The following is a 14,767-nucleotide window of genomic DNA, read 5'->3' as shown; positions in this document are numbered from 1 at the left end:
GATGATGCTCCTCGCCGGCATCGGGTCTCCCCAGGACGCTGCCGAGGCGGTCGTCCGCGACTACATCGCCCGCGGCCATCGCACCGAGGCGCGGGCCGACTCGGCCGCGCACAGCCCGCACGCGGCGGACGCGCCCCCGCCGGAGCCGCAGGGCTGAGCGCCGGCGGGCGGCCCGTGGGGACGCGGTTCGCGGAGGCACTGGGGGCGCCGGGGCTGGCGGACGTGCGGGTGGTCCGGTTCCCGGACTCCACGCGTACCGCCGTCGGAGGCGGCCGCGGCGGTGGGCTGCGAGGTCTCCGAGATCGTCAAGTCCCCGGTGTTCGCGGTGGACGGCGAGCCGGTCGCGGCCACCTGCGGCGGCAGACAGCTGTCCAGCGAGCCGACGCCCTCGCGCGGCCGCGCCCTCAGCCCGTACAGGCACGCCTCGGTGAACGGCTTCTGCGGGTCCCCCTCGGGGCGCTGCGCCTGCTCGGCCTGCCGCTGGCCCCGGTGGTGCCGCATCCGGTTCGCCGGCGACCGCATCGCCTCGTACGACAGCGCCTCGCCCACCGGGCCCGCCACGTGCGAGCGGTCGTCCTCTTGCGGGCCTGCGGACCAGGGGTTCGGCGGCCATGCCGGTGCGATCCACGGCGTCCCGGTGCGGTACTTGAACGCAATCGCGTCGATCACCTGCCGGTGATCCTGCCACCGACCTCCACGCCGAGGCGTCCGGTCCGGAAGCAAGGGCTCGATGCGGGCCCGCTGGGCGTCAGTCAGCGACCCACATCACCCAACGACAAAGCCGCCCCCGATCACCGCGGCGCACGCCGGATGCTCTGCCCCGCCGCAGGCACCCACCCCACGGTCGCGTGCCCCATCAAGCGCCGCAGCCTTGGACGCGACGCCCGGCTTCCCGCCTGACCAGGAAAAATAGATCTGGCCCCCTGCGACTCACAGGGGGCCAGATCACGTTCACGCACAACAATAGGGCCGGTCAAAGCGACATTCCGTTGCTTTGACCGGCCCTATTTGGTCGGTTGACCTCTGTGTCCGAGGGGGGACTTGAACCCCCACGCCCGATAAAGGGCACTAGCACCTCAAGCTAGCGCGTCTGCCATTCCGCCACCCGGACTAGGTGGTCGGCCCCGGTTTCCCGCGGCGACATGGACAACAATAGCAAAGGTTCGACGGGGTTCCGACCAGGTATTTCCTCCGGGTCGGGTCCGACGCGCCGCGCTGACCTGCGGGCATGTCCGAGGCCCGGCGCGCGGATCGTGCGAGACGTGGCGTCTCGCCATGCTAGGACTCCCGGTTGACGCGCTCTCCCGCGACCAAGTCCTCCTGGTGCTGCCAGGCGTAGAGGGTCTCCCCCTCCGCGTAGCCGAAGTACGTGGCCCAGCGCAGGGCGGCCTTGCCCCGGGCGCCCTTCGGGAACCAGTCCGCCCGGAGCTGGATCTCCTTGGCCCCGGACGCGGGAGCCGGGGTGCACCGCGCCTGCTTCATCCCGATGCTGCTGGGCATCGCCGCCTCCCCGGCGGGGTGGACGCGGGCGGGACGGAACCCGCGGCCGAACCCGGTACGGGCACCGGTAGCGGCGCCGGTACGGGCATCGGCAGCGCCGCGAGCTCCGGCCCGGGTGTTACGGGCAGCGGATGACCTGGCCGGCGTAGGAGAGGTTGCCGCCGAAGCCGAAGAGGAGGACGGGCGCCCCGGAGGGGATCTCGCCGCGCTCGACCAGCTTGGACAGGGCCATCGGGATGGAGGCGGCCGAGGTGTTGCCGGAGTCGACGACATCGCGGGCGACGACGGCGTTGACGGCGCCGATCTTCGCGGCGAGCGGCTCGATGATCCGCAGGTTCGCCTGGTGGAGGACGACGGCGGCCAGGTCCTCCGGGGTGATCCCGGCCTTCTCGCAGACCTTGCGGGCGAGCGGGGGGAGCCGGCTGGTGGTCCAGCGGTAGACGGACTGGCCCTCCTGCGCGAAGACCGGCGGCGAGCCCTCGATGCGGACCGCGTTGCCCATCGACGGCACGGAGCCCCACAGGACCGGGCCGATACCGGGCTCCTCGCAGGCCTCGACCACGGCCGCGCCGGCGCCGTCACCGGTCAGGACGCAGGTGGTGCGGTCGGTCCAGTCGGTGATCGCGGTCATCTTGTCCGCCCCGATGACCAGCGCCCGGGTGGCGGCGCCGGCCCGGATCGCGTGGTCGGCGGTGGCCAAGGCGTGGGTGAAGCCCGAGCAGACGACGTTGATGTCCATCACGGCGGGGCTGGATCCCATCCCGAGCTTGGCCGCGACGCGGGCGGCCATGTTGGGGGAACGGTCGATCGCGGTGGAGGTGGCGACGAGGACGAGGTCGATGTCGTCCGGGGTCAGACCGGCGCTCGCGAGCGCCTTGCCCGCGGCCTGGTAGGCCAGCTCGTCGACCGGCTCCTCGGGTCCGGCCATGTGCCGGGTCTTGATCCCGACGCGGGACCGGATCCACTCGTCGTTGGTGTCCACCATGGTGGCGAGGTCCTCATTGGTGAGCACCTTCGAGGGCTGGTAGTGCCCTAGCGCCACCACGCGTGAACCGGTCATGGGCGGGGTCCCCCCTTGTAAGGCAGTCAGGATGTACCAGCTTTGCCTGCTACTCATGGGTACACGGGCGCGTGACCCGACAGGATTCAGTGCCCGGAATTTGGAGCTTCCCGAAGGTGCTCCAGCCCGGGAAGGGGCCCGGGGCGGATCCGGGAGAATGGGTGCTTCAGGCGTACGACGAGAACAGAACGGGTGGACTGATCACATGGGACGGGTCACCGAACGCCGTCGCGTCCTCCGGATCCGGGGCGGTGTCGCAGGGGCCCGGGCGGACACCCTGGTGGTCGAAGAGCCGCTGGAGATACGGCTGAACGGCAAACCACTGGCCATCACGATGCGCACCCCGGGTGACGATTTCGCGCTGGCCGTGGGCTTCCTGGCCAGCGAGGGCGTGCTCGCCTCGGCGTCGGACGTCCGGGCCGTGACCTACTGCGAGGGCGCCGCCGAGGACGGATCGAACACCTACAACGTGGTGAACGTGCAGCTCGCCGCCGGAGTTCCGGTGCCCGACATCACGCTGGAGCGGAACGTCTACACCACCTCCTCCTGCGGCCTGTGCGGGAAGGCCAGCCTGGACGCGGTGCGCACCGCGACGCGGTTCCCGGGGCTCGCGGACGATCCCGTACGGGTGGGCGCGCGGCTCCTCGGGGAGCTGCCGGACCGGCTGCGCGCGGAGCAGAAGGTCTTCGACCGTACGGGCGCCCTGCACGGCGCCGGGCTGTTCTCGGCGGGGGGCGAGCTGATCGACGTACGGGAGGACGTGGGCCGGCACAACGCGGTGGACAAGATCGTCGGCCGGGCGTTGCAGGCCGGGCGGCTGCCGCTGGCGGGCACGGTCCTGCTGGTGTCGGGGCGGGCCTCCTTCGAGCTGGCGCAGAAGGCCGTGATGGCGGGCGTTCCCGTACTGGCGGCCGTATCCGCTCCGTCCTCGCTCGCGGTGGACCTGGCGCTGGAGTCGGGGCTGACGCTGGTCGGGTTCCTGCGGGGCGGGGACATGAACATCTACGCGGGCGAGGAGCGGATCGACCTGACGGCGTGACCCCCGGCCCGGCGGGTGGCCGGGCGGGTGACCCGACCGGTGACCGGCGGGTGACCGGGCGGAGGCGTCCGCCCGGCGTGGGCGCCGATGGGGCGGTGGGGGCCGTCGTGCGGCCCCGCGCCCGCCCCGCTCGGGCTACTTGCCGGCCAGGTGTCCCGCGCCGGTGTGCTCGGTGCCCACCGGGGCCTGGACGGTCTGGCTGTACGGGTTGCCCTTCGACGCGGGCTCGATCTTCTTCGCGGCCACGTGCGGGGTGCCCGCCGGGGCCTCGGTGGTGCGGCTGTGGGCGGAGCCGTCCTGGGCGGCGGGGCCGTCGCCGTTGTCCGCTGCGTTGGCGGCTCCGCCGAGGGCGAGCGTGGCGAGCAGGGCGGCGGCGGAGACGGCGGCGATGCGCTTGTTGAGCTTCATGGGGGGCTCCTCGTGGTTCGGGGTGGTTCGGGGTTGTTCGGGGTTGTTCGGGGTGGTTCGGCTGACACCCAGAACCTAGAAGAACCGGATGTTTCCTCGCTCTAACGCTTTCCGCCCCCGCACCGTCTCCGCCCTTACGGCGCCCCGATCACCGCTTGCGGCGGCCGCGGCGGGAAGCGGGCTCGGCCGGCTTCGGTTCCGGGGGGTCGATGCGGTGGAGGTCGAGGGTCGCCGGGAGCGGGGTGGCGCCGGGGCCGCCCGCTCGGGCCCAGGCGATGATCTCGTCGGTGGCGGTGTCGTCCAGGGCCCAGCCGAACCACACCGCGCGGGCGCCCCTGCCGCGGGCCTCCGTGGTGGGCTGGACCACGATGACGTTGGCCTGCGCGCACGGGCCGAGGCAGTCGGACGTACGGACGGCCAGGCGCCCGTCGGAGGCCGCCGCCGCCTCGCGCAGCCGGGCCAGCTGTCCCGCGTGGTCGGTGCCGGGGTTCTTGCTGGGGTCGCCGCAGCAGCATCCTCGGCAGACCACCAGGGTGCAGGGGCGCGGGGCGTGGGCGGAGGGCGGGCGTATCCAGGTCACCGCCGCACGTTACCGGGCCTGCGGGACCGGGTGTTGAGGGGTGTGCGAGACCTCCGCCACATGCCCGGCGGCGCGTTCGGGCAGCTCTGCGCCCGGTGTGGCCAGCGGGTCCCGCGCGCGGCGGCGGGCCAGTACCGCACAGACCATCAACTGCATCTGGTGGAAGAGCATCAGCGGCAGCACGGCGAGGCTCGCTTGCGCTCCGAACAGCACGCTGGCCATGGGGAGTCCGGCGGCCAGGCTCTTCTTCGACCCCGCGAACTGGATGGCGATCCGGTCCTCGCGACTGAATCCGAGCCGCTTGGCCCCGTACCAGGTGACCAGCAGCATCACGGCGAGGATGACCGCCTCCACGGCCATCAGGCCGCCGAGGCGCGGGAGGCTGACCTGGTGCCAGATCCCCGCGACCATGCCGGCGCTGAAGGCGGTGTAGACGACGAGCAGGATCGAGCCGCGGTCGACGTAGCCGAGGACCTTCTTGTTGCGGACGAGGAAGCCGCCGGCCCAGGGGCGCAGGGCCTGGCCGAGGAGGAACGGCAGGAGCAGCTGGAGGACGATCTTCAGCAGCGAGTCGAGGGAGAAGCCGCCCGCGCCGTTGCCGAGCAGGCCGGCGGCGAGGACGGGGGTCAGGAAGATGCCGATGAGGCTGGAGAAGGAACCCGCGCAGATCGCGGCCGGGACGTTGCCGCGGGCGATCGAGGTGAAGGCGATGGAGGACTGGATGGTGGAGGGGACCAGGCAGAGGAAGAGCAGACCGCTGTAGAGGGGCGGTGTGAGGACGGTGGGGACCAGGGCGTGCGCGGCGAGGCCCAGGAGGGGGAAGAGGAGGAAGGTGGAGGCGAGCACGGTGAGGTGGAGCCGCCAGTGGCGCATCCCGTCGAGGGCCTCGCGGGTGGAGAGCCGGGCGCCGTAGAGGAAGAAGAGCAGGGCCACCGCCGCGGTGGAGGCGGCCTCGGCCACGGAGGCGGCCGCGCCGCGGGCAGGCCACAGGGCGGCGAGGCCGACGGTGGCGAGCAGACCCATGATGAACGGGTCCACGGGGAGCCGGGCGGGGAGGTGCGGGCGGCGCATGCGGATGCTCACTTGCTGAGGTCGGCGGGAGGGCGGGTGCCCTTTCATCTTCGGGCGTCGGGTGGTGATCGGGAAACCCGTACACCGCTCTCACTGTCATCACGGAGCATGATGAGCGGGAGTAGGGTGGGTCGTGTGTACGACCCCGTTCAGCTGCGCACCTTCCTCACCGTCGCCCAGACCCTGAGCTTCACGCAGGCCGCCGCCCGGCTCGGCGTCCGCCAGTCCACGGTCAGCCAGCACGTGCGGCGGCTGGAGGAGGCCACCGGCCGGCCCCTCTTCCTGCGCGACACGCACAGCGTGGAACTCACGGAGGACGGCGAGGCGCTGCTCGGCTTCGCCCGCTCGATCCTGGAGGCGCACGAGCGCGCGGCCGCCTTCTTCGCCGGGACGCGGATCCGGGGCCGGCTGCGCTTCGGCGCCTCCGAGGACTTCGTGCTGACCCGGCTGCCGGAGATCCTGGAGGCCTTCCGGCACGAGCACCCCGAGGTGGAGCTGGAGCTGTCAGTGGAGCTGTCGGGGACCCTGCACGAACGGCTGGACGCGGGGCGGCTGGACCTCGTACTCGCCAAACGGCGCGGGGACGGGGACGAGCGGGGCCGACTGGTGTGGCGGGACCGGATGGTGTGGATCGGGGCGGAGGGGCTGCGGGTGGACCCGGAGCGGCCGGTTCCGCTGATCGTCTTCCCGCCGCCGGGCATCACGCGGGCGCGGGCGCTGGACGTGTTGCAGGCGGACGGGCGGCCGTGGCGGATCGCCTGTACGAGCGGCAGCCTGAGCGGCCTGATCGCGGCGGCGCGGGCGGGGCTGGGCGTGATGGCCCACACCCGGGGACTGATCCCGCCGGGCCTGGTCCGGGTGGGCGGCCTCCCGGACCTGGGCACGGTGGAGTTCGCGCTGCTACGGGGCCCCCGGGGGTCCGCCGCCGCGGAAGCCCTGGCCGCGGCGATCCTGTCGGGCGCGGACCGGCTGACGCGGGCGGCGTAGCGGGGGCCGACCCACCGCTGGGGAGGTCTTGTGGAGGTCTTCCTTCCGTGATCACTGGCGGGTAAGCGTGTGGGATAGCGTCGCCGCGCCGTACGGAGAGGAGCGGGCCTTGCACGAGATCACCGTCCCGCCGGTCGTCACCGGCTCACCCGTCGGCGGTCTGGCCGATGCCGTTTTCCTGCACGCCCACGAGGACCCCGGCCGGGTCGTGCTCGGCCGGAAGTCGGACGGGGTCTGGGGGGACGTGACCTCCGGCGAACTGGCCTCCGAGGTGCTCGGGCTCGCCAAGGGGCTGCTGGCGCAGGGCATCCGCTTCGGGGACCGGGTCGCGATCATGTCCCGTACCCGGTACGAGTGGACGCTCTTCGACTTCGCCCTGTGGGCGATCGGCGCCCAGCCCGTCCCCGTCTATCCCTCGTCCTCCGCCGAGCAGGTGCACTGGATCCTGTACGACTCCGAGTGCACGGCCTGCGTGGTGGAGGGCGAGGACCAGGCCATGACCGTCGGGTCGGTGATCGATCGGCTGCCGATGCTGCGCCGGCTGTGGCAGCTGGACGCCGGCGCCGTGGACGGGATCGTCCGGGACGGGCTCCAGGTCGCCGAGGACGTCGTGCACCGCCACCGGAGCGCCGTGACGCCCGACGCGACGGCCACCGTCATCTACACCTCCGGGACCACCGGACGCCCCAAGGGCTGTGTGCTGACCCACGGCAATTTCATGTTCGAGGCCGACACGATGGTGACCCGCTGGGAGTCCGTCTTCCGGGCCGGGCCCGGCGAGCAGCCCTCCACCCTGTTGTTCCTGCCGCTCGCCCACGTCTTCGGGCGGATGGTGGAGGTGGCGGCCGTCCGCGCCCGGGTCAAGCTCGGGCACCAGCCGGTGCTGGCGGCGGCCGAACTCCTGCCGGACCTCGCCGCGTTCCGGCCCACGTTCGTGCTCGGGGTGCCGTACGTCTTCGAGAAGGTCTTCGCCGCCGCCCGCCGCAAGGCCGAGAGCGAGGGCCGGACGGGGCCCTTCGAACGGGCGGTGGAGACGGCCGTGCGGTACGCGGAGGCGTGCGAGCAGAAGGCGTTCGGCGCCGGGCCCGGGCCTTCGGCGAAGCTGCGCGTGGAGCACCGGCTCTTCGAGAAGCTGGTGTACGGGAAGGTCCGCGAGGCGCTGGGCGGCCGGGTGCGGTACGCGATGTCGGGCGGCTCAGCGATGTCCCGCCGGCTGGGGCTGTTCTTCGAGGGCGCCGGGGTCACGGTCTTCGAGGGCTACGGGCTGACGGAGTCCTGCGCGGCGGCGACCGCGAACCCTCCCGGGGCCGTCAAGTACGGCACCGTCGGGCGGCCGATCCCCGGCGGCACGGTGCACATCGCCCACGACGGGGAGATCTGGCTCCGGGGCGCCCACGTCTTCTCCGGGTACCTGAACGACCCGCACGCCACGGAGGCCGTCCTGCGGGACGGCTGGCTGGCGACCGGGGACCTGGGACGCCTCGACGCGGACGGGTACCTCACGATCACCGGGCGCAAGAAGGAGATCCTGGTGACCTCCAACGGCAAGAGCGTCGCGCCGGCCGCCCTGGAGGAGCGGGTCCGCTCGCATCCGCTCGTCTCGCAGTGCGTCCTGGTGGGCAACGACCGGCCGTACGTCGCGGCCCTGCTGACCCTGGACATGGAGGGGGTCGCGCACTGGATGGCGATGCGCGGCCGCCCCCGGCTGCCGGAGGCGGACTTGGTGCTGGACCCCGATCTGACGGCGGAGGTCCGCCGGTCGGTGGTGGCGGCCAACGCCCTGGTCTCCCAGGCCGAGTCGATCCGCACGTTCCGCATCCTGGGCGAGCAGTTCACCGAGGAACGGGGGCTGCTGACGCCCTCGCTGAAGCTGAAGCGGCGGGCCATAGAGGAGGTCTACGCCAAGGAGGTGGCGGCCCTCTACTCGTCCTGACGGGCGCCGCCGGCGCGGCCCGGCGCGATCAGGCCCACGGTCCCAACCGTTACCTGACGGGTCGTCACTTTGCCTGTCGTTGATATTGACGATGCGTCAGGTCGCGCACAGAATGCGGGGATTCCGACCGGAGGGGATCCACCACATGTTGCGACCGATCCGCACCCTGGCCGCCGCGGCGGCGGCGCTCGCGCTCGTCTCCGCCTGCAACTCCGCCTCCAACGGCGCCTCCACCGACAAGCCGGGAGCAGCCGGCGGCAACTCCCGCGGGGTGAGCGCCGACTCGATCAAGGTCGGCGGCATCGTGTCGATGACCAGCGCCAGCGGCTACAGCAAGAAGGCCACCGACCTCGGGGCGAAGGCCCGCTACCTGAGAGCCAACGCCGAGGGCGGGATCAACGGCCGCAAGATCGACTACATCGGCGCCGAGGACGACGGGCAGGACCCCGCCAAGAACCTGGCCGCGGCCCGCAAACTCGTCCAGCAGGACAAGGTCTTCGCGGTCTCCCCCATGAGCTCGGTCACCTTCAGCGGAGCTGATTTCCTGGAGCAGGAGAAGGTGCCCACCTTCGGCTGGGGCACGCTCCCCTCCTTCTGCGGCCCCAAGTACATCTACGGGTTCAACGGCTGCCTCGTCCCCACCCCCGGCGGCACCATCAACCAGACCTGGCCCGAGGGCATCGGCCAGATCCTCGGCGGCGCCGCGGGCAAGTCGGTCGCGATCATCGCCAACGACAGCGACGCCGGAAAGTTCGGCGTGCGCACCTTCCAGCAGGGCTTCACCAGCGCCGGTTTCAAGGTCGCCTACGCCAAGGCCTCGGTGCCCGGCACCGCCGTGCCGAGCGACTGGTCGGCGTACGTCAAGGAGATCCTCGGGAGCAACGACGGCAAGGCTCCGGACGCGGTGGTCTCCGTCATGCAGACCCCCAACAACATCGGGCTGTTCACCTCGCTCAAGCGCAGCGGGTACAAGGGCCTGCTCTCCGACCCGACCGACTACGACCCGGGTCTGCTCGCCCAGGACGCCACCAAGCAGGCCCTCGACGGCGTGCACGTCCTGCTGCAGTTCGAGCCGTTCGAGTCGACGAACCCGAAGATGGCCCAGTTCAAGGCCGACATCAAGGCCGCGTCGGGCGGACTGGAGGTGCCGCTCAACATGCACATGCTGACCGGGTACATGTCGGCCGATCTGTTCGTGTCCATCGCGCAGAAGGCGGGCAAGGGCCTGACCGTCGAGTCCTTCCAGGCCGCCGCGCAGGGCTTCTCCGACACCGACACCCTCGTCGGCAACCGCGCGGAGCCCAAGGGCCAGAAGGACAGCTTCGGCTGCGGAGCGCTCGTCCAGCTGAAGAACGGCGCGTACGAGGTTTCCGTACCGTTCAAGTGCTACGAGCCCATCCCCTTCAAGTAGGGGTGCGGGAAACGGAATGGGAGATCTGCTCGCCTTCGTTTTGAGCGGTCTGGTGTCCGGCGCCCTGTACGCACTGCTCGCCACCGGGCTGGTGCTGTCGTACTCGGCGTCCGGGCTGTTCAACTTCGCGCACGGGGCCACCGCCTACCTGTGCGCGCTCACCTTCTACGAACTGCACTCCGGGCTCGGCTGGCCGGCCGTCCCGGCGGCGCTGCTGGTGGTCCTCGTGCTGGCGCCCGGGCTCGGATGGGCGCTGGACCGGCTGATGTTCAGGCGGCTCGCGCAAGTAGGCGAGACGGCGCAGATCGTGGCCACCATCGGACTGTTGGTCGCCCTGCCGGCGGCCGGGCTGTGGACGGTGGAACTGCTCACGAAGGCGGGCGCGCCGCTCAAGCCCGCGGAGAACCAGTTCGGGCTGCCGGGAGTGGGGCCCAGCCCCGCGAAGGCATGGCAGCTCACCGCCGACGTGGGCATCGACTCCGACCAGCTGATCACCTGGGTGGCCACCGCTCTGGTGGCGGTCGCCCTGTGGGTGCTGATGCGGCACACCCGGCTGGGGCTGCGGCTGCGGGCCGCCGTCGACAACCGCTCGCTCACCGAGCTGCGCGGGATCGACGCCGACCGGCTGTCCTCGGTGGCGTGGATGATCGCCTCGGGGCTGGCCGGGCTCGCGGGGGTGCTGGCGACTCCGCTGCTCGGGCTGTCGGCGCACGATTTCACCCTGTTCCTGTTCGTGTCGGCCACGGCGGCCGTCATCGGGCGGTTCGCCTCCGTCCCGCTCGCCTTCGCCGGCGGACTGGGACTCGGCGTCCTGCAGAACCTGGTCGTCGGCTACGCGTCCTTCGCCGACTCCATCACCGGCTTCAGGACGGCCGTGCCCTTCCTGATCCTGTTCGGGGGACTGCTCGTGCTCACCCGGCGGGCCCGCGCCGCCGGAACCGCCGCCGTGGACGTGGCCTCGCCCGACCACCTGGCCGGGGCACCGTGGGTGCGTCGGTGGGGGGTGTGGGCCGCGGGCGCGGTCCTGCTGGCCACGGCCTTCTACACCGTGACCACCCCCTTCTGGAGCGGGCTCCTCGCCCAGGGGCTCGCGCTGGCCCTGGTGTTCATGTCCTTCACCGTGGTCACCGGGCTCGGCGCGATGGTGTCCCTGGCCCAGGGCACCTTCGTGACCGGGGCCGCGCTGGTCGCCGGACTGCTGATGAGCCGCGGGTGGCCCTTCATCGCGGCGCTGGCGGTCGGCACGTGCGTGGCCGCCGTCCTGGGAGCCCTGGTCGCCCTGCCCGCGCTACGGCTCGGCGGGCGCTCCCTGGCGCTGGCGACCCTCGCCCTGGCCTTCCTGGCGGACCAGGTGCTCTTCCAGATGCGGTGGCTGCGCAACGGGGACTCGGGGTGGCCGATCCCGCGTCCGGTCATCGGACCGGTGGACCTCTCCGACGACCGGGCGCTGGGGGTGGCGCTGGTCCTCCTGGTCGCCGCGGTCGCCGCCGGGCTGAGCGCGCTGCGGGGCTCCCCCTCGGGCCGGGCGATGCTCGCCGTACGGTCGGCCCCCGCGGCCGCGATGGCCTCCGGGGTGTCCGTGCTGCGCACGAAGCTGCTGCTGTTCACGCTGTCTGCGGGGCTGGCCGGGTTCGGGGGCGTGATGTACGCCTCGTACAACACCCGCATCACCGCTACGGACTTCACGGCCATGACCGGGCTGGTGTGGCTGGCGGTGGTCGTCGCGGCGGGCGTGCGCAGGCCGCAGTACGCGGTGGTGGCGGGGCTGGTCTTCGCCGTCGCTCCGCGGCTGATGGCGGACTACGTCACGGAGTCGGCGCACCTGCCGGTGATCCTGTTCGGCCTGGCGGGGTTGGCCTTGGCCAACGATCCCGACGGGTACTGCGCGGCGGTGCCGGTGCGGCTCGCGCGGCGGCGGGCGGGTTCCCGGGGCGGGACCGTCGCCCCGGCCTCCGCCGGGCCCCGCGGCGCCTCGGCCGGAGCCGTTCCCGAGGCCCCGGGCGTTGGCAAGGCCGGAGCCGGAGCCGTTCCCTCGGCCCGGGTCGGTGGCGGAGCCGGGGTGGGCCCTGCGGGGCTTTCCCCCACCCCGCCCCTTCCCGGAACCGGGCTCCGCCCGGACCCTTCGGGTGCTCCGCCCCCGGACCCCCGCTCCTCGAACGCCGGAGGGGCTGATCCCGCCGGGGGCTGGGGCAGCGCCCCGGTTTCGGGAAGGGGCGGGGTGGCGGAAGTGCCGCCCGCAGGGCAAGCACGCGCGGCCGGGCCCGCCCCGGCGCCACCGGCGGAGCCACCCGCCCTGGAGCTGCGCGGCATCACCGCCGGGTACGACGGGGGGCTCGTGCTGCACGGGGTCGGCCTCGTCGTCCGGAAGGGCGAGATCCTCGCCGTGCTCGGGCCCAACGGGGCCGGGAAGAGCACCGCCTGCCGGGTGGCGGCCGGAGCGCTGCCGGTCGCCGGCGGGACGGTGCTCGTGGGCGGGCGGGACGCCACGCGGGACGGCGCGGTGGGGCGGTCCCGGGCCGGGGTGGTGCTCGCGCCCGAGGGCCGGGGGATCTTCCCCTCGCTCAGCATCGAGGAGAACCTCGCCCTCTACCTGAGGGACGCGGCCGAACGCGACGCCGTCTACGACCGGTTCCCCCGGCTCCACGAGCGGCGTACGGTCCCCGCCGGGTCGTTGTCCGGCGGGGAGCAGCAGATGCTGGCGCTCGCACCGCTGTTGCAGCGGCCGCCCGGGGTGCTGATCGCGGACGAACCCTCCCTCGGGCTCGCCCCCCGCGTGGTGGACGAGGTGTACGGGCTGCTCATGGAGCTCCGCGCCGCCGGGACCGCGCTGCTGCTCGTGGAGGAGAAGGCGGCCGAGATCCTCGGGATCGCCGACACCGTCGCCTACCTCGCGCAGGGCCGGGTCTCCTGGTGCGGCCCGCGCTCCGAGGTGGAGGCGGACCGGCTGACCGAGGCCTACCTGGGGATGGCGACATGAGAGAGGACCCCTATGTGCTGGAGGCCCGCGGCGTCAGCGTCCGCTTCGGCGGGGTCAGGGCGCTGACGGGCGTGGACCTCGGGATCCGGGCCGGCGAGGTGTGCGGGCTGATCGGGCCGAACGGGGCCGGGAAGACCACCCTGTTCGACGTGCTGTCCGGGATCCGGCGGCCCGACCGGGGCCGGATGCTGCTCGACGGGGTGGACGTCACCCGGCGCTCCCCCGTCTGGCGGGCCCGGCACGGGATGCGCCGGACCTTCCAGCGCCAGCAGTTGTTCGGGCAGCTCAGCGTGGCCGACAACGTCCTGGTCGCGCAGGAGTGGCGGGGCGGGGGCGGCGGCCTCCCCGCCGATCTGGTCGCCTCCCCCACCCGGCGCCGCCGGGAGCGGGAGCGGCGGGAGCGGGCCGCGCGGGTGCTGGCCGACTGTGGCATCGGCGCGCTCGGGGACTCGTACGCCGGCGGGCTGCCGGTGGGGCGGGCCCGGATGGTCGAGCTGGCCCGCGCCGTGGCCGATCCGCCCCGGGTGCTGCTCCTGGACGAGCCCGCGTCGGGCATGTCGGCGCCCGAACGCGAGCAGCTCGCGGCGGTCGTGCGACGGCTCGCCGGGGAGGAGGGCTGCGCCGTGCTGCTGGTCGAGCACAACGTGGCCTTCGTGATGGACCTCTGCACCCGGGTGGTCGTCCTGGACCTGGGCACCGTGCTCGCCGAGGGCACGGCCGCCGAGGTACGGGCCAACGCGCTGGTCCGCGAGGCGTACCTGGGGGCGTAGCGCCACGCGCCTGTTTCCGCCGTTCGAATTCACCCGTACGGCGGGAATAGGCCACGCCGGGGCCCGGTTGTCGCCGGTCGTACGGGCCTGCGCGCCAGCGCCCGTACAGGCAGCCCGTACAGGCAGCCCGTACGGGCGGTCAGCAACCGCACCAGCGACGACCAGAGGGAACGACCGACGTGAATCAGGTCCCCGGCATCAAGCTCAACAACGGCACGCTCATGCCCCAGCTCGGCTACGGCGTCTGGCAGGTTCCGGACGACGAGGCGGAACAGGCCGTCCGGACCGCGCTGGAGGCGGGCTACCGCAGCATCGACACGGCCGCGATCTACGGCAACGAGGAGGGCACCGGCAAGGCCATCGCCTCCGCCGGGGTGCCGCGCGAGGAGCTGTTCGTCACCACCAAGCTGTGGAACGGGAAGTCCGAGACCTGGGGCCGGGACAACGTCCTGCGCGAGTTCGACGCCTCGCTCGCCAAGCTGGGCCTCGACGAGATCGACCTGTACCTGATCCACTGGCCGCGCCCGATGCGCGACGACTTCCTCACCATCTGGAAGACCTTCGAGGAGATCGCGGCGAGCGGCCGCGCCAAGGCCGTCGGCGTGTCCAACTTCCGTCCCGCCGACCTGGAACGGCTCGGCGCCGAAAGCTCCCTGGTTCCGGCGGTGAACCAGATCGAACTCCACCCGCTGCTCCCCCAGACCGAGCTGCGCGCCCTGCACGCGCGCCTGGGCATCGCCACCGAGGCCTGGTCCCCGCTCGGCCAGGGCAAGGACCTGCTCACCCTGCCCGCCGTCACCGCGATCGCCGCCAAGCACGGCTGCTCGGCCGCGCAGGTGGTCCTGCGCTGGCACCTGCGGCTGGGCAACGTGGTGATCCCGAAGTCCGTGACCCCGGCGCGGATCCGGGAGAACCTGGACGTCTTCGGCTTCGAGCTGGACGCCGCGGACATCGCCGCGCTGGACGCCATCGGCGCGGACGGGGCGGGCCGGCGGATCGGTCCCGACCCGGCCGAGTTCGACTTCTGAGCC

14 protein-coding genes, 1 tRNA gene and 1 pseudogene are annotated in these 14,767 nt (G+C 72.8%); 9 read left to right on the top strand and 7 right to left on the bottom strand.

Annotation, left to right across the window (positions count from 1 at the left end; genetic code table 11):
• Position 1: 1 nt before the first annotated feature.
• Together ACIQV3_RS23845 and ACIQV3_RS23840 are read left to right on the top strand one after the other, a co-directional pair.
• Positions 2–157 (top strand): DUF2191 domain-containing protein, encoded by a 156-nt coding sequence (locus ACIQV3_RS23845; protein ID WP_403714974.1) that lies wholly within the window; start codon positions 2–4, stop codon positions 155–157.
• Positions 158–280: 123 nt separating this feature from the next.
• Positions 281–679, top strand: a complete 399-nt coding sequence (locus ACIQV3_RS23840) for a hypothetical protein (protein WP_403714857.1) — start codon at positions 281–283, stop codon at positions 677–679.
• Here the strand turns inward: ACIQV3_RS23840 and ACIQV3_RS23835 are convergent.
• The 4 genes and pseudogenes from ACIQV3_RS23835 to ACIQV3_RS23820 all read right to left on the bottom strand — a co-directional run.
• Positions 634–756, bottom strand: a pseudogene (locus ACIQV3_RS23835) (transposase); the annotation flags it as partial. The gene ACIQV3_RS23840 and the pseudogene ACIQV3_RS23835 overlap by 46 nt on opposite strands.
• A gap of 270 nt (positions 757–1,026) precedes the next feature.
• Positions 1,027–1,111 (bottom strand) — tRNA-Leu (locus ACIQV3_RS23830).
• 167 nt (positions 1,112–1,278) lie between these two features.
• Positions 1,279–1,500: a hypothetical protein gene (locus ACIQV3_RS23825; protein ID WP_403714855.1), complete on the bottom strand. Its 222-nt coding sequence runs from the start codon at positions 1,498–1,500 to the stop codon at positions 1,279–1,281.
• Positions 1,501–1,618: 118 nt separating this feature from the next.
• Positions 1,619–2,560 carry a beta-ketoacyl-ACP synthase III gene (locus tag ACIQV3_RS23820; RefSeq protein WP_403714853.1) on the bottom strand — a complete coding sequence of 314 codons (942 nt, stop codon included), beginning with the start codon at positions 2,558–2,560 and terminating at the stop codon, positions 1,619–1,621.
• Positions 2,561–2,765: 205 nt separating this feature from the next.
• Between ACIQV3_RS23820 and fdhD the strand changes: the two genes are divergently transcribed.
• Positions 2,766–3,599 carry a formate dehydrogenase accessory sulfurtransferase FdhD gene (gene fdhD / locus ACIQV3_RS23815; RefSeq protein WP_403714851.1) on the top strand — a complete coding sequence of 278 codons (834 nt, stop codon included), beginning with the start codon at positions 2,766–2,768 and terminating at the stop codon, positions 3,597–3,599.
• A gap of 135 nt (positions 3,600–3,734) precedes the next feature.
• Here the strand turns inward: fdhD and ACIQV3_RS23810 are convergent, their stop codons facing one another.
• The 3 genes from ACIQV3_RS23810 to ACIQV3_RS23800 form a co-directional block, all read right to left on the bottom strand.
• Positions 3,735–4,007 (bottom strand): hypothetical protein, encoded by a 273-nt coding sequence (locus tag ACIQV3_RS23810; RefSeq protein ID WP_403714849.1) that lies wholly within the window; start codon positions 4,005–4,007, stop codon positions 3,735–3,737.
• A gap of 148 nt (positions 4,008–4,155) precedes the next feature.
• Positions 4,156–4,587 carry a (2Fe-2S) ferredoxin domain-containing protein gene (locus ACIQV3_RS23805; RefSeq protein ID WP_403714847.1) on the bottom strand — a complete coding sequence of 144 codons (432 nt, stop codon included), beginning with the start codon at positions 4,585–4,587 and terminating at the stop codon, positions 4,156–4,158.
• A 9-nt stretch (positions 4,588–4,596) separates the two neighbouring features.
• Entirely contained in the window at positions 4,597–5,658 is a 1,062-nt protein-coding gene (locus ACIQV3_RS23800; protein ID WP_403714972.1) for a bile acid:sodium symporter family protein, read from the bottom strand.
• A 135-nt stretch (positions 5,659–5,793) separates the two neighbouring features.
• Here ACIQV3_RS23800 and ACIQV3_RS23795 point away from each other — a divergent pair, with 135 nt between their 5' ends.
• The 6 genes from ACIQV3_RS23795 to ACIQV3_RS23770 all read left to right on the top strand — a co-directional run bounded on the left by ACIQV3_RS23795 (position 5,794) and on the right by ACIQV3_RS23770 (position 14,764).
• Entirely contained in the window at positions 5,794–6,645 is an 852-nt protein-coding gene (locus ACIQV3_RS23795) for a LysR substrate-binding domain-containing protein (RefSeq protein ID WP_403714845.1), read from the top strand.
• Positions 6,646–6,754: 109 nt separating this feature from the next.
• A complete protein-coding gene (locus ACIQV3_RS23790; RefSeq protein ID WP_403714843.1) occupies positions 6,755–8,578 on the top strand; it encodes an AMP-dependent synthetase/ligase in 1,824 nt (607 codons plus the stop codon).
• 145 nt (positions 8,579–8,723) lie between these two features.
• Positions 8,724–9,989, top strand: coding sequence for an ABC transporter substrate-binding protein (locus ACIQV3_RS23785; RefSeq protein WP_403714841.1), 1,266 nt, complete (start codon positions 8,724–8,726; stop codon positions 9,987–9,989).
• Between the two features lie 16 nt (positions 9,990–10,005).
• The gene (locus tag ACIQV3_RS23780) at positions 10,006–12,966 is read left to right on the top strand and encodes an ATP-binding cassette domain-containing protein (protein ID WP_403714839.1); all 2,961 of its coding nucleotides are present in this window, start codon (positions 10,006–10,008) and stop codon (positions 12,964–12,966) included.
• Positions 12,963–13,736 carry an ABC transporter ATP-binding protein gene (locus ACIQV3_RS23775; RefSeq protein WP_403714837.1) on the top strand — a complete coding sequence of 258 codons (774 nt, stop codon included), beginning with the start codon at positions 12,963–12,965 and terminating at the stop codon, positions 13,734–13,736. The genes ACIQV3_RS23780 and ACIQV3_RS23775 overlap by 4 nt, the downstream gene beginning before the upstream one ends.
• Positions 13,737–13,915: 179 nt before the next feature.
• Positions 13,916–14,764, top strand: a complete 849-nt coding sequence (locus ACIQV3_RS23770) for an aldo/keto reductase (protein ID WP_403714835.1) — start codon at positions 13,916–13,918, stop codon at positions 14,762–14,764.
• The last annotated feature ends 3 nt before the right edge of the window (positions 14,765–14,767 follow it).

The organism is Streptomyces sp. NPDC099050 (genome assembly GCF_044759865.1).
Lineage (GTDB): Bacteria > Actinomycetota > Actinomycetes > Streptomycetales > Streptomycetaceae > Streptomyces.
This window is presented reverse-complemented; position numbering and strand designations above follow the sequence as displayed.

Coding starts and splice junctions, on each gene's coding strand:
- ACIQV3_RS23845 (WP_403714974.1), top strand. CDS start 2: ATGATGCTCCTCGCCGGCATCGGGTCTCCCCAGGACGCTGCCGAGGCG.
- ACIQV3_RS23825 (WP_403714855.1), bottom strand. CDS start 1,500: ATGCCCAGCAGCATCGGGATGAAGCAGGCGCGGTGCACCCCGGCTCCC.
- ACIQV3_RS23820 (WP_403714853.1), bottom strand. CDS start 2,560: ATGACCGGTTCACGCGTGGTGGCGCTAGGGCACTACCAGCCCTCGAAG.
- fdhD (WP_403714851.1), top strand. CDS start 2,766: ATGGGACGGGTCACCGAACGCCGTCGCGTCCTCCGGATCCGGGGCGGT.
- ACIQV3_RS23810 (WP_403714849.1), bottom strand. CDS start 4,007: ATGAAGCTCAACAAGCGCATCGCCGCCGTCTCCGCCGCCGCCCTGCTC.
- ACIQV3_RS23800 (WP_403714972.1), bottom strand. CDS start 5,658: ATGCGCCGCCCGCACCTCCCCGCCCGGCTCCCCGTGGACCCGTTCATC.
- ACIQV3_RS23785 (WP_403714841.1), top strand. CDS start 8,724: ATGTTGCGACCGATCCGCACCCTGGCCGCCGCGGCGGCGGCGCTCGCG.
- ACIQV3_RS23780 (WP_403714839.1), top strand. CDS start 10,006: ATGGGAGATCTGCTCGCCTTCGTTTTGAGCGGTCTGGTGTCCGGCGCC.
- ACIQV3_RS23775 (WP_403714837.1), top strand. CDS start 12,963: ATGAGAGAGGACCCCTATGTGCTGGAGGCCCGCGGCGTCAGCGTCCGC.